Source organism: Haloarcula sp. NS06, assembly GCF_051122755.1.
Lineage (GTDB): Archaea > Halobacteriota > Halobacteria > Halobacteriales > Haloarculaceae > Haloarcula.
Genome location: NZ_CP184844.1, coordinates 1681408 through 1693857, shown reverse-complemented (window position 1 = coordinate 1693857; position 12450 = coordinate 1681408). Strand labels below are relative to the sequence as shown.

The window sequence follows — 12450 nt, the reverse complement described above, 5'->3', positions numbered from 1 at the left end:
CTGGTTTTCGCGCAGTATTACGCGAACGCGACCGGGACGCTGCTGGCGTCGTCGTCGGCTTCAATCTTCTCGAGGGCGTCGTGGAGGTCGGACTGCTGGACCGTCGTCCGGCCGTCGCGGATGGCGAACATCCCGGCCTCGGTCGCCAGTGAGGCCAGCTCCGCGCCGGAGAGGCCGTCGGTTTCGGTGGCAAACGCGCCCAGGTCCACGTCGTCGTCGAGGTTCATCTCCTGTGTGTGGATTTCGAGGATGCGCTCGCGACCCTCGACATCGGGGTTCGGGACTTCGATGAGACGGTCGAAGCGGCCGGGACGGAGAATGGCGCGGTCAAGCATATCGAAGCGGTTCGTCGCGGCGATGATACGGATTTCCCCGCGCTCGTCGAAGCCGTCCATCTCCGAGAGCAGTTGCATCATCGTCCGCTGTACCTCGGCGTCGCCGGAGGTCTTTGACTCCGTCCGCTTGGCCGCGATGGCGTCGATCTCGTCGATGAAGATGATAGCCGGTTCGCGCTCGGCGGCAAGCTCGAACAGGTCTCGGACCAGTCGCGCCCCCTCACCGATGAACTTCCGGACCAGTTCGGAGCCGGCCATCTTGATGAACGTCGCGTCGGTCTCGTTGGCGACGGCCTTCGCCAGCATCGTCTTCCCCGTGCCGGGCGGGCCGTGCAGCAGGACGCCGCTTGGCGGTTCGATACCGACCTCGCGGAACTGTTCGGCGTTGACGAGCGGTTCCTCGACGGCTTCCCGGACCTCGCGGATCTGCTCTTCGAGGCCACCGATATCCGAATAGCTCACGTCCGGCGAACCGTCGACCTGCATCGCCTGCGCGCGGGCGTCGGTCTCGGGGTCGAGGATCTGCTTGACGCCGAAGGAGTCGTTGATCGCGACGCGGTCGCCGGCCTCAAGGCCGTCACGGATAGACGGTGAGACTTCCGTCAGCACTTCCTGATTGTTGCCGTGCTGTTTGACGACGACGCCGTCGTCGGTCAGCTCCTCGGCTGTCGCGATGTACAGCGACGAGGTTTTGAGCGTCTCGTTTTCCCGTTCGAGCTGGTCGACCTCGTCCGTGAGGTCGTGTTGGCGGTCACGGGCAGCGTCAAGCTGCTCAGTCAGCTGTTCGTTGACCTGTACTATCTCTTTGAAATGTTCCCGGAGTGCCTCCAGACGCTCGTCAGGCGTCATATCGGGATCAAGTTCCAACCGTGGTCGTTCCGGAAGCGAGGGACTGCGCGACATTTGGATGGTCGGTACTATACGGTTGAGACACAAAGTGCCTTCGGGTCACAGGGGGTGAAACAGTTATCCGTGTCGAGACGGGGCTGTACCGTTCAGTTAGACCGGTGGCTCGACTAGCCGGGCAGGCACCGAATAGCTACTGACCGCCCTACAGCAACTCGGCGAACTCATCGAGGTAGTCGCTATACGTCGAGAGCGCGGATTCGACCGGGTCGGGACTGGCCATATCGACGCCGGCGTCGCGAAGCAGTTCCAGCGGGTACTGCCGCGATCCGCTCTGGAGGAAGTCGATATACCGCTGGGCAGCGGGCTCGCCCTCCTCGAGGATACCGTCGACGAGCGCGACAGCCGCCGAAATGCCAGTTGCGTACTGGTAGACGTAGAACGCCCGGTAGAAGTGCGGGATGCGCATCCACTCGCGGGCAATGCGGTCGTCGAGCACTGCCGGCTCGTAGTAGTCGCTTTTCAGGTCCCGATAGAGGTCGTCAAGCCGGTCGGGAGTCAGCGGCTCGCCGGCCTCGGACATCTCGTGAGTGCGGTGCTCGAACTCGGCAAACATCGTCTGGCGGTACAGCGTCGACCGGAACCGTTCGAGGTACTCGTTGAGGATGTGTCGACGCAGGCGCTCGTCCTCCACGGTATCCAGCAGGTGGTGGGTCAGCAGCGTCTCGTTGACGGTGCTTGCAACCTCGGCGACGAATATCTCGTAGCCGGAGTAGACGAAGGGCTGCTCTTCGCTGGTGTACTCCGAGTGCATCGAGTGGCCCAGTTCGTGGGCCAGCGTGTACATCGACTCCACGTCGTCCTGATAGTTCATCAGGATGAATGGCTGGGAGTCGTAGGTGCCGCCGGAGTACGCGCCGGACTGCTTGTGCTCGGTCTCGTAGACGTCGACCCACCGCGAGTCCAGCCCCTCGGCAAGCCGGGACTGATAGTCCTCACCAAGTGGTGCGACGGCTTCGGTGACGTACTCGCAGGCCTGTTCGTACTCGATTTCGGGCGACTCCTCCTGAACGAGTGGGGTGTAAAGATCCCACATCCGGAGTTCGTCGGCCCCGATTGACTGGCGTTTGAGGTCGGCGTGGCGGTGGAGCGTATCGAGGTTGTCGTGGACGGTGTCGACCAGCGTATCGTACACCTCGACGGGAACGTTCGGGCCGTCCAGTGCGGCCTCGCGTGCGGTGTCGTAGTTGCGGGCGTTGGCCATCTTCACGTCCGTCTTGACGGCGTTCTTGTAGGCCGTCCCGACCGCATTTCTGACAGTCTCCCACTCGTCGTAGAACGCCTCGTAGACGCGCTGGCGGAAGTCGCGGTCAGGGTGCTTCTGCAGCGTCGTGAAGTTGTTGAGCGTGATTGGCTGCTGGTCGCCGTCGGGGTCCTCGACGGTCGGGAACTCCATGTCGGCGTTGGCCAGCATGTTGTACACCTCGCCGGGCGCGCCGGTGACCTCGCCGAGTTCGGCGAGCAGGTTCTCGACTTCGGCCGAGCGGGTGTGGTCTTTCATCCGGAGCACGTCGTCGAAGTAGTGCTCGTACGGTTCCAGCGCCGACTCCTCCTCGATCATCGCCTCAATGTCGTTATACTCTAAGTCCTGCAGTTCCGGGTCGAGGAACGAGGCAGCCGAACTGGCCTCAGAGGAGAGTGACTGCGAGCGGGCGGTCAGTGCCTGATAGGTGTCGTCCGTCGTGTCCTCGTCCCGGCGGCACCGGGCGTAGGCCGCGACGTTCGAGACGGTCCGCATCAGTTCCTCGTACGTCTCCAGCGTCGCAAGCAGGGTGGCGGCGTCCTCGGTTGCCCGTCCTTCGTAGGCGGACAGGTCCTCGATTAGCGCCTCCGCCTCCTCGTAGGCGGCTTCCCAGTCCTCGTCGCTGGCGTAGAGGGAGTCGAGGTCCCACTTGTACGCCTCATCGATGTCGCTCCGTGCGGGTACCGAACTCATAGCCCGCTTTTGGAACGGGGCCGAAGTAAGCCTTCGTTTCAACGACGACCGCCGGAGAGCCCGTCGGTGATGTTGTCGGCAACCCGCGCAGTCGCGCAGGCGTTCGCGCGCCGGTGTGCGAAGACAGTTCGAGCGTCAGCCGCGGCGTCCTCGTCTCGGGTGAAGGTCACGTTCGGATAGCGAACGTCAGTCAGTACCAGCGGTTCGGGTGGAGCTGGTGGAACCCCATCGGGGCCGCTGACGGGCTTCTGCGAGAGGACGCGGTCGACCTTCGAGGGTGGGGTCGAGCCGTCCGCGACGGCCGCCGCGAGCGAGACGAGCCGGCGAACCAGCTGGCGGCAGAACCCGCCGGCCGTAAGCTGGACGACGAGGAACTGGCCGTCCCGTGTCCAGTCGATAGCAACGGTCCGCTCAGTACCGGTATCGTCGGACGTGAGGTTGTGGAAGTCGTGTGTCCCAGCGAGCGCGTCGACAGCGTCAGCCCACCGCTGATCATCGACTGGTCCGTGTCCAGGTCGGTCCGCGTTTGGCGGCGCGTACAGGTAGTAGGTGTAGGTTCGTTCAGTGGCGTCGTGGGTTGCGTGGAAACCGTCGGGGACATCCGCGCTGGCCCACACGCGAATATCGTCCGGGAGTTCCCCGTTGAACGCCGCTGGTGAGAGCCACGCCGGGGCGTCGAAGGCGACGGTCTGTGCCCGTGCAGAGACGCCAGCATCAGTCCGGCCGGCGGCCGCGTACCGGTCGGGCAGCCCCTCGCCGCGCTCGCAGACACCGAGGCGGACGAGCGCTGAACGCAGTCGGCCCTCGACGGTATCGACATCGGGCTGGCGCTGGAACCCGTGATACGGTTGGCCGTCGTAGGCCACGCGATAGGCGCGCATACCGATTTGTCGACTGCGAGCCACTTGTCTCACCCGAATCTCAGTCGCTGGGAAGGATAGACGAACTTAGGCGTCCTGAGGACAAAGACGGGGGTATGTCCAACGCCGCCGCGGCGGATCACAACTTCCCTCGCCCGCCCGAAACGTTCACCGACCACGACGGGCGGACGGTAACAATCGAGGCCTATGACGGCGACATTGACCCACTGGTGGAGATGTATGCTGATTTCGGGCCCGACTCCCGGTCACAGGGTGTCCCACCCCGGACTGAAGCGGACATCCGCGACTGGCTGCCGAACCTTGTCGAAGACGGCCTGAACGTCGTTGTCTGGCACGAGGATCAAGCCGTCGGCCACTCCGTCCTTGTCCCGTACCAGGACACATCGGAGCTGGCGATTTTCGTCCATCCAGACTACCAGCACGCCGGCATCGGCTCACAGCTCATCCGCGTCCTGCTTGGCTACGGGCAGGAAAACGGGCTCGACCGCGTCTGGCTCTCGGTCTCGAACACGAACCACGTCGCTCGGGCATTGTACGAATCAGTCGGCTTCGAGACGATTGCCAAAGAGCGCGTGGAAATGGAGATGGAACGGGCGCTCTGACCGGACCGCCTCGCAGACGGCCTCACGCAGGGATAGTGGTCACACGGAAGTAGTGTCTGGACTCCGTCTCATTCAGTTTCGAGGCTAACTTCTCTGTCAGCCTCACCGACCGTCACCTCTGTTTCACTGTTTGCTGAGAGTGATTCGGTTTCCAACAGTCGGTCCAGACGCCGCTCGAACTCGCTGTCAGTTAATTCACCGCGGGCGTACCGCTCCCGGAGCTGGTCGACCGGGTCTACCGTCGGTTCCGAAGCCATGGTCATGTCGGCTTCATCCGAATCCGGCTCGGCCGCCGGCGACTCAATCATCGGCAGTTTCGATCCAAGCAGGGCGACAAGCGGGGCCAGGATGAACCAGCCGAGGATGATAAATATCGGAGCAAGCACGTTTCCGAGGCCGGCCGCACCTGCGAGCATGGCAAAGCCCATCGACAGTATCGCGATGGTTGCGACGAGCTTCCACCTCGGGAGAGCGATGGAGGGGAGCTGCATGTCGACTACTCAACACGCTGGTCGCAAAAAGTTACTGTCACAATCCGACCGCTAGGTCGCGCTACTCCGTGAAGTCCTCGAACGTCGGCCGGTCGTGGTCGCCCGGGAACTCGGAGAGTGGGACGCTGACCTGCTCGCCGTCGTCCATCTCTTTGAGCGTCACCTCGTCGTTTTCGAGGTCCTGCTCGCCGACGATAACGACCGTCTCGGCGTTGATGCCGTCGGCATAGCCCATCTGCGCGCCGAAGGACCGGTCGGCAACGTCGCTCTCAACGACGTGGCCCCGCTCGCGCAGGTCACGGGCGATGCGGGCTGCGGTCGGGCGCGTGTCACCGACCTGCAGGACGTAGTAGTCCGTCGACAGTTCCTCGGCGGGCCAGACGCCGGCGCGCTGACAGAGCAGCTGGAGCGTGGCGTGGCCGGGCGCGAACCCGACGGCCGGCGTCGGCTGGCCACCGAAGCCCTCGATGAGGTCGTCATAGCGGCCGCCGCCGAACACCGAGCGTGACACCTCGCCCGTCGAGTCGAAGCACTCGAAGACGATGCCAGTGTAGTAGTCCAGCCCGCGCGCGGTCGTCAGCGAGACAGTGAGGTGCTCGCGGACGCCGAAGTCCTCGGCTGCGTCAAGCACTGCCTGCAGGTTGTCGGTCGCCGCGCGGACATCCTCGGAGCCGGTAAGGTCCGCAAGTGTTTCGATTTCTTGGGCATCGATCTGCAGCATCTCGTCGAACTTGTCGGCCTGACCGTAGTTGAGCCCCGCCTCGACGAGCGCGTCGAGGTAGTCGTCGTGGTCGACCTTCGCCCGCTTGTCGACCGCACGAATTGCCTCGGGCACGTCAACGTCCGCCCCGAACGACTCCAGCACGCCCGAGAGGATATCCCGATGTGAGACGCGGATTTCGAAGTCCTCGCCCGTCAGCCCGAGGTCAGTGAGCATATCCACGGCAACGGCCAGAATCTCGGCGTCGGCCGTCGGCTCTGCCGACCCGAAGATGTCGACGTTGGTCTGGTAGAACTCCCGGAACCGCCCCTGCTGGGGCTCCTCGTAGCGCCAGAACGGCCGCGTCGACACCCACTTGATCGGCTTCGAGAGTTCCTGTTGCTTGGCGACGAACATCCGCGCGACAGTCGGCGTCAGCTCCGGCGTGAGCGCGACCTCGCGTCCGCCCTTGTCCTCGAAGCTGTACAGTTCCTCGACGATCTCCTCGCCGCTCTTGTCGACGTACATCTCGGTCGGTTCCAGCGCTGGGGTGCCGATTTCTCGGAAGCCATAGCGCTGTGCGACGTCTTCAAGCGTATCCATGGCCCACCGCCGGGCCTGCATCTCCTCGGGGTAGAAATCGCGAAAGCCCTTGACGGAGTCGTACATACCGGCGTCTACAGCAAGGGCGCGCTTGAACCTGTTCGTTCACGCTGACCAGAGCCACAGCTATAGGTTGATACCTACCGGTAGAGACTCGCTAAAATGAAGGTCACAACTGTCTCTGCCAGCGGTCTGTGACCATGGGCAGGCACGACCAGCACACGCTGGCAGTAAACGGGCTAGAGACTGACTATGTGTGGGACGGCCCGTATTAGAGAACGGACAACAAACAGACACTCCACCGAGTGTGTCTGTATGGGATGGGCAGTGAATCGGTGGACACATCGTGAGGTGAGACGGTGACGCAACGATTCGAAACAGGGGTTCGAGCGCTGGACCGAAAGCTCAACGGCGGCGTACCGGCTGGCAGCCTCGTTACACTGCTCGCCGAACCGGCGAGCCAGGCGGAGCTGTTTCTCTCCGAGTTCGTCGCCCGGCAGGAAACGGTGTATCTCTCCGGCGAACAGGCACCCACGACGGTCACGTCGACGTTGCGATCACAGCGAGGGACCTACGACAACCTCACAGTCAGCCAACTGGACCGGGAGGCTCCGGTCAGCGATGCACTTGCCCACGTCGAGGGACTCACCGAAGGGTCGCTCCTCGTCGTCGACCCAGTCGAGCCACTCGAGCGTGCCGATACAGGGGAGTTTCGGGCCTTCCTCGAAACGCTGCACTCCAGACTCACACAGACCGATAGCGTCGCGGTCCTGTACGCGCTCAAACACGACGCGACGCCGTCACAGCGCCACCGGACGGAGTACACGAGCGACGTCGTGCTTGACCTCGAAACGAAGCGGCGCGACGACGCCATCGAAAACAGGCTCTTTGTTCCGAAGTTCCGCGGAGGGCGAGCGCTCACCGAACCGATCTGCCTCGACCTCACCGACCGCATCAGCGTGGACACCACCCGAGATATTGCGTAGGCTGACGAACGCACGCGCAGGACTCGAACCGCCGACGGCTACCGCAGACCCTGCACGCGGGACTGTGTGTGCTCGGGGAACACGTCAGCCACAACACCCTCGCCGTAGCGCTCCCGCAGGAGCGCACGGAGTTCGACCTCGTAGTCAGCCTTCGGAATCTCGGCGCTGGGGCCGGTCTCGACGACGAGCCGGTCAGCGGCCATCGCGTCAATAGCACCGCGACCGATGCCCGCAAGCGGCGCGAGGTAGTCCACGTCGAAACGGTCCTCGATGCTCTGGGCGAGCGGGCGGTCCACCGTCGGCACCCGGTCATCGCGCCGGGTGCCGTCAGCCACGGCGTCGAGTGTATCGAGACCGTCGGCATCGGCGACCCAGTCACCACGGGCAACGGTTTCGACAGCGTGTTCGTGGACCTGTTGGATGCCGTTTCGCGGGTAGCCGTCGTCGTGCATCTGCTCGACGGCATTGTGGGCCACGTCCGGGTCTAACTCGACCGTCACATGGTCGAAGCCCACAGCCGTTGCGCTCTCCTGTGCAGGGTCAGTGTCGCGGACGCCAAAAGAGCCGCTGACGAGCGTCACGTCGTAAAAGGGGTCAAGCAAAAGCGCCGCCAGCGTCGAGTCCTTTCCGCCGCTGTACAACAGAGCACAGCGCATCTACCGGCGCTTGATATCGAAGCTCTTGGAGTCGGGCGTCAGCTCCGAGAGGAGCTCTTTCATCTGGTCCTCGTCGATCTGACCCTGCACGCGGCCGCTACGGGCCAGCGCGACGACCTGCTGTTCGACCTGTTCGCCGACCTGCGGTTTCGACATCTTGACCGTGTTGAGCCGCTTGCGCGCGCCGTCAGTAAGGTTCTGTTTGAGGACGGCCTGTTTCTGGGCTTCAGCCTGCTGTTGCGCGGCCTCCTGGCCTTCGCCTTCGCCGCCCTGCTGTTCCTTGAGCTGCTCCATCTTCTTTTTTCGGAGCTCGTCGAGTTCTTCCTCGCTGGGGTCGCCACTCATACTTGTATGGAAATACTGGAGTCGGTCGGAAAACGATTTCGGAGCAGGGGCTATGGGGCGAGGAAAAACAGCGAGAAAGGCGTCGGTTACGCGTAGCGTTCGAGTTCCGGACGGTCGAGTTCCGTCAGGAGGTCGCCTGCGGTGTCGTCGAGGAGGCTGCGGCCGTCACCCGTGACACGGCGGCCGTCGTTTTCGCTGGTCTCGACGTAGCCGGCGTCTTCGAGCTGCTGGAGCGCCGTCCGGATGATGTTGCCCGAGCCCTTGGTCTTCTGGTGCGGGCGGACGCGGTAGCGGGTCGTCCCCTGCTTCGAGGTGCCGTACTCGGAGCGGAGAGCGTTGACGCCGACAGGACCGTCGACGGCGACCTTTCGGAGGAGGCTGGCGGCACGTCGCGTCCAGAAGTCCTCTTGCTCAGGTGGGAGTTCGCGGTCGACACCGGTCTTGGTGAACTCGGCCCAGTCCGGCGCTTCGATGTCGTCTTCGTCTGCGAGCGTCTCCGTGAGTGCCTCGATGAGTTCCTCGGGGGAACGTCGTAGAGTGTAGCCATTGCAGATTTCTTTCCGTCGCCGTCATTTAAACGCGTCGTTCGCAGTCGGCGGGCGTGAACCGTTCACTCGACCATAGGCCAGCGATGCTCTCACTTCTGTCGGGAATCGTGGAGTCACTCCTCGGGCGCTGCAGCCCGGTCGACGCCGAGCGCAGCGGCGACGCCGCCGCCGAGAACCGTCGGCAACAGGTAGCTCCCGACGCGGTGGATCAACACCGCGGAGGTGGCGAGCGCGGCCGAAACCGGAGCCGTCGAGACCAGCAGCGTCACGAGCACCGTCTCGATAGCGCCGGACCCGCCGGGAAGCGGGACGACGCTGGTGATACTCCCAACGGGAACGACAAGCAGGACAACTTCGACTGGTACTGGTGCCCCAACGGCGTACAGCGACGTCCACAGCGACGCCGACAAGCAGACCCAGCCAACGGCCGAGAGCCCGAAGGTCTGGAGAACCGTCCGCCGGTCGGTCGCGATGCGCTCGATGGCGGAAAAGAACCCCTCAATTCGCGCCTCGATGTTGGCCGCGGACGGCGGTGACCATCGGGGCACGACGTTCGACAGCGCGGCCAGAGCCGGTGCGACACCACGAATGACCAGCGCTTGAACCCGGTCCCGGTGTCGCCAGCCTAGGACAGCGGCAGTGGGGATGCCGACCGCGAGAACCGCGACGGCACCGGCGGCAAACGCCAGGTTCCGGGTCAACTGGACCGCACCAGCGGCGACGAACGTGAAGCCGATGACGGCATACCCGACCGACGGGAGGAAGTGAACTGTGTCGACGGTGGCGATAGCTGCCAGCCCGGTCTCGTACTCGGTGTCGGCGGCCGTCGAAATGAGCAGCGCGCTCACTGGCTCGCCGCCGGCCTGGCCAAAGGGTGTGACGTTGTTCGAGAACACGGCGGCGACGAACACGAGCACGGCAGTGTGTGGTGCCACCGGCGCGCCCAGGGCCTGAAGAACCGTCCACAGCGCCAGCCCCCACGAGACGAGCCACAGTATGGCAATGCCTGCGACGGCGAGCAGCGCCCCAGGTCCGCTGTCGCGAGCGCGTCCAGCGTCTCGCCGATGCCGACAAGCCACACCAGCCCCGCGAGGACGGCGAGCGCCGCCGCGAACCCGACGACCGTCGCCACGCGGTTCCCATCCATGTGGATGGGATTGGCAGTCTCCGGTTTCAACCCACCGACCCTGTCTCGCCGGCGGATATCCACGGGGGTTTTGCCCCGGGGACCTGACGACGAGATATGGACGAGCGGGCTGCACTCGCCGATCTCGCCGACCGGCTTCCCGACGCGGGCGACGACTGCGCCGTCGTGGACGGGCAGGTCATCACGACCGATATGCTCCACGAGCGGACGGACTTCCCGTCGGGGACGAGCCGCTACACGGCTGGCTGGCGGGCCGTTGCCGCCTCGCTGTCGGACGTAGCGGCGATGGGGGCCGACGCAACCGCGGCGGTGGCCGCGTACGGCGCGCCATCGTTCGAGCCAGAGGAACTCGCGGCGTTCGTCGACGGCGCACAGGACGTGTGTCACGCGGTCGGCGCGGAGTACGTTGGCGGCGACTTGGATAGTCATGACGAGTTCACGGTCGCGACAACGGCCATCGGCTCTGTGGCTGAGCCCGTTCGACGCTCAGGCGCTTTGCCCGGTGACGCGGTCTGTGTCACCGGAACACTGGGCCGGTCAGCCGCCGCCCTCGAACTGTTCGACCGGGGCGATACCGACCAGGCGAACGAACTGTTTCAGTTCGAACCCCGCGTGCGTGCAGGCGTCGCGCTCCGACCGCACGCGACGGCGATGATGGATTCGAGCGACGGCCTGGCTCGCTCACTCCACCAGCTGGCCGAGGCCAGCGGCTGTGGCTTCGCTATCGAAGCGCCACTGCCGCTAGACCCGCAGGTCGACGCGCTCGCGGAGACGGAGCAGGAGCGAAGAGAGCTGGGTGTGTTCTTCGGTGAGGACTTTGAGCTGGTGTGTACGCTGCCCGAGTCGGATGTTCCTGAGGTCAAAAAGACCGTGCCGTGCCCGCTCCACCGCATCGGCACGGCCACCGAGCACGGCGTGACACTCGACGGCGAGACGCTTCCGGACCGAGGGTACTCACACTGAGCCCGCCCCCAGCGACACGGCCTGACAGTTAGACCGCGCTGATCTCGAATGGAACCGGCGTGAAACAGGCCAGTCCAAGCAGGAACGTAAACACGCCAAGCAGCGCTCGCCGTCGGTCCAGTGTCGTGTCCACAGTCGGGCGGGCCGGACCGGCGTACGCGAGCCCGGTGGCGAACAGGCCCCAGAACACCCACAGGCCCCAGACGCCGAAGCCGACCGGCGGCGGGTCGCGAGTGAAATACAGGTAGCCGGCGAGTGCGAACAGTGCGCCGGGCACCGCGGCGGCGATGGTTTCCTGACGCCGTCCGACGATGGACCGCACGATGTGGCCGCCGTCGAGCTGTCCTACCGGGAGCAGGTTCAGGAACGTGAAGAACATCCCGGCCCAGCCGGCGAATACGATGGGGTGGACAGACTCACCGGGTCCGACCTCGGTCCCGAGCCCCAGCGTGTTCACCAGCGCTTCCAGCGCCTGAAACAGCAATGGATAATTGAATGTAATGATGATACCGGTGCCGCTGTTTGCCACGCGTTCCGGGACAGTAATCGGGTCTATCGAGAGGCCGATGACGGTGACAATTGTTGTCGCGACGAGGCCGGCAAGCGGACCGGCGACACCGATGTCGAACAGCGCCGTCCGGTCTGGAATCCGCCCACGGATGTTGATGACCGCACCCATCGTGCCGAGATACGACGGGAACGGGATGAAATACGGGAGCGTCACGTCGACGCCGTGATAGCGGGCCGCGGCGTAGTGACCCAGTTCGTGGATGCCGAGCACGCCCAGCATCGCGACCACGAACGGCCAAGCTTCGAACACGCGAAGTGGGTTCTCAGCGACCGGGATGTAATACCAGGCGCTCGCCCCGACATAGAGGGTCGACGCGATAGTCGCAAGCAGCAGCCCAATGTTGAGCCACGGAACACCGCCGGTGTCCGTGCTGACTGGCTCCGCCACCAGTGCGTACTGGGTCGAACGCGCGTTTAGCGTACCACCGGGGGTAATCGAGTCATCGGCGCCCAGATCATCGACAACAGTAGCCCCACCGTTGCTCGTCGCGGTAGCCCCAGCAGCCGATTCGGGACCGAGTTCTTCGAGTCGAACATCATAGCCCTGCTGTCGGAACACCGGCCTGAGTTGCTCAGCGACGGCGGCTGGTGGCACCAGCGGGTCGCCGATATACTTGACAGTGCCGTCCACCCGCCGTACTGACGAGACGGAGAACACGCCGGCCAGTCGGTCAGGCGACGGCGGGTCCGCGGCGGAACCACTCATCAACTACTTGTAAACGATGCGGGCACAAATACTCCGCGAACGATCACACAGCTAGCAGGTACGCCGTCCGAAAAC

At 64.4% G+C, this 12450-nt stretch carries 11 protein-coding genes and 2 pseudogenes; 3 read left to right on the top strand and 10 right to left on the bottom strand.

Features of this window, described 5'->3' with window-relative positions:
* Positions 1–17: 17 nt before the first annotated feature.
* The 3 genes from pan2 to truA form a co-directional block, all read right to left on the bottom strand.
* Positions 18–1238 (bottom strand): proteasome-activating nucleotidase Pan2, encoded by a 1221-nt coding sequence (gene pan2 / locus ACODNH_RS12545; protein WP_050037507.1) that lies wholly within the window; start codon positions 1236–1238, stop codon positions 18–20.
* Positions 1239–1386: 148 nt separating this feature from the next.
* Positions 1387–3177 carry an oligoendopeptidase F gene (pepF, locus tag ACODNH_RS12540; RefSeq protein WP_434530369.1) on the bottom strand — a complete coding sequence of 597 codons (1791 nt, stop codon included), beginning with the start codon at positions 3175–3177 and terminating at the stop codon, positions 1387–1389.
* A 38-nt stretch (positions 3178–3215) separates the two neighbouring features.
* Positions 3216–4058, bottom strand: a complete 843-nt coding sequence (gene truA / locus ACODNH_RS12535; RefSeq protein WP_434530368.1) for a tRNA pseudouridine(38-40) synthase TruA — start codon at positions 4056–4058, stop codon at positions 3216–3218.
* A gap of 95 nt (positions 4059–4153) precedes the next feature.
* Between truA and ACODNH_RS12530 the strand changes: the two genes are divergently transcribed.
* Positions 4154–4660 carry a GNAT family N-acetyltransferase gene (locus ACODNH_RS12530; protein ID WP_306704604.1) on the top strand — a complete coding sequence of 169 codons (507 nt, stop codon included), beginning with the start codon at positions 4154–4156 and terminating at the stop codon, positions 4658–4660.
* A 68-nt stretch (positions 4661–4728) separates the two neighbouring features.
* On the opposite strand, the gene ACODNH_RS12525 is transcribed toward ACODNH_RS12530, so the two are convergent.
* Complete coding sequence (locus tag ACODNH_RS12525; RefSeq protein WP_434530367.1) at positions 4729–5151, bottom strand: SHOCT domain-containing protein; 423 nt, start codon at positions 5149–5151, stop codon at positions 4729–4731.
* A 61-nt stretch (positions 5152–5212) separates the two neighbouring features.
* Positions 5213–6520, bottom strand: coding sequence for a histidine--tRNA ligase (hisS, locus tag ACODNH_RS12520; protein WP_434530366.1), 1308 nt, complete (start codon positions 6518–6520; stop codon positions 5213–5215).
* Between the two features lie 293 nt (positions 6521–6813).
* Here hisS and ACODNH_RS12515 point away from each other — a divergent pair, with 293 nt between their 5' ends.
* Positions 6814–7440 carry an RAD55 family ATPase gene (locus ACODNH_RS12515; RefSeq protein WP_434530365.1) on the top strand — a complete coding sequence of 209 codons (627 nt, stop codon included), beginning with the start codon at positions 6814–6816 and terminating at the stop codon, positions 7438–7440.
* A 38-nt stretch (positions 7441–7478) separates the two neighbouring features.
* Here ACODNH_RS12515 and ACODNH_RS12510 read toward each other — a convergent pair whose 3' ends face one another.
* From ACODNH_RS12510 to ACODNH_RS12495, 4 genes and pseudogenes are all read right to left on the bottom strand, one after another.
* The gene (locus tag ACODNH_RS12510; protein WP_434530364.1) at positions 7479–8096 is read right to left on the bottom strand and encodes a DUF7411 family protein; all 618 of its coding nucleotides are present in this window, start codon (positions 8094–8096) and stop codon (positions 7479–7481) included.
* Positions 8097–8441, bottom strand: coding sequence for a DNA-binding protein (locus ACODNH_RS12505; RefSeq protein ID WP_005536183.1), 345 nt, complete (start codon positions 8439–8441; stop codon positions 8097–8099).
* A gap of 86 nt (positions 8442–8527) precedes the next feature.
* A pseudogene (locus ACODNH_RS12500) lies at positions 8528–8988 on the bottom strand (30S ribosomal protein S19e).
* A 114-nt stretch (positions 8989–9102) separates the two neighbouring features.
* A pseudogene (locus ACODNH_RS12495) lies at positions 9103–10136 on the bottom strand (lysylphosphatidylglycerol synthase transmembrane domain-containing protein).
* A 96-nt stretch (positions 10137–10232) separates the two neighbouring features.
* Here ACODNH_RS12495 and thiL point away from each other — a divergent pair.
* Complete coding sequence (gene thiL / locus ACODNH_RS12490; RefSeq protein ID WP_434530363.1) at positions 10233–11099, top strand: thiamine-phosphate kinase; 867 nt, start codon at positions 10233–10235, stop codon at positions 11097–11099.
* Positions 11100–11127: 28 nt separating this feature from the next.
* On the opposite strand, the gene ACODNH_RS12485 is transcribed toward thiL, so the two are convergent.
* Positions 11128–12375, bottom strand: a complete 1248-nt coding sequence (locus ACODNH_RS12485) for a site-2 protease family protein (RefSeq protein WP_434530362.1) — start codon at positions 12373–12375, stop codon at positions 11128–11130.
* Positions 12376–12450: the final 75 nt, after the last annotated feature.

Bases quoted from the DNA above. Each gene is read 5' to 3' on its own strand.
- pan2 (WP_050037507.1), bottom strand. From the start codon at position 1,238: ATGTCGCGCAGTCCCTCGCTTCCGGAACGACCACGGTTGGAACTTGAT.
- pepF (WP_434530369.1), bottom strand. From the start codon at position 3,177: ATGAGTTCGGTACCCGCACGGAGCGACATCGATGAGGCGTACAAGTGG.
- truA (WP_434530368.1), bottom strand. From the start codon at position 4,058: ATGCGCGCCTATCGCGTGGCCTACGACGGCCAACCGTATCACGGGTTC.
- ACODNH_RS12530 (WP_306704604.1), top strand. From the start codon at position 4,154: ATGTCCAACGCCGCCGCGGCGGATCACAACTTCCCTCGCCCGCCCGAA.
- ACODNH_RS12525 (WP_434530367.1), bottom strand. From the start codon at position 5,151: ATGCAGCTCCCCTCCATCGCTCTCCCGAGGTGGAAGCTCGTCGCAACC.
- hisS (WP_434530366.1), bottom strand. From the start codon at position 6,520: ATGTACGACTCCGTCAAGGGCTTTCGCGATTTCTACCCCGAGGAGATG.
- ACODNH_RS12510 (WP_434530364.1), bottom strand. From the start codon at position 8,096: ATGCGCTGTGCTCTGTTGTACAGCGGCGGAAAGGACTCGACGCTGGCG.
- ACODNH_RS12505 (WP_005536183.1), bottom strand. From the start codon at position 8,441: ATGAGTGGCGACCCCAGCGAGGAAGAACTCGACGAGCTCCGAAAAAAG.
- thiL (WP_434530363.1), top strand. From the start codon at position 10,233: ATGGACGAGCGGGCTGCACTCGCCGATCTCGCCGACCGGCTTCCCGAC.
- ACODNH_RS12485 (WP_434530362.1), bottom strand. From the start codon at position 12,375: ATGAGTGGTTCCGCCGCGGACCCGCCGTCGCCTGACCGACTGGCCGGC.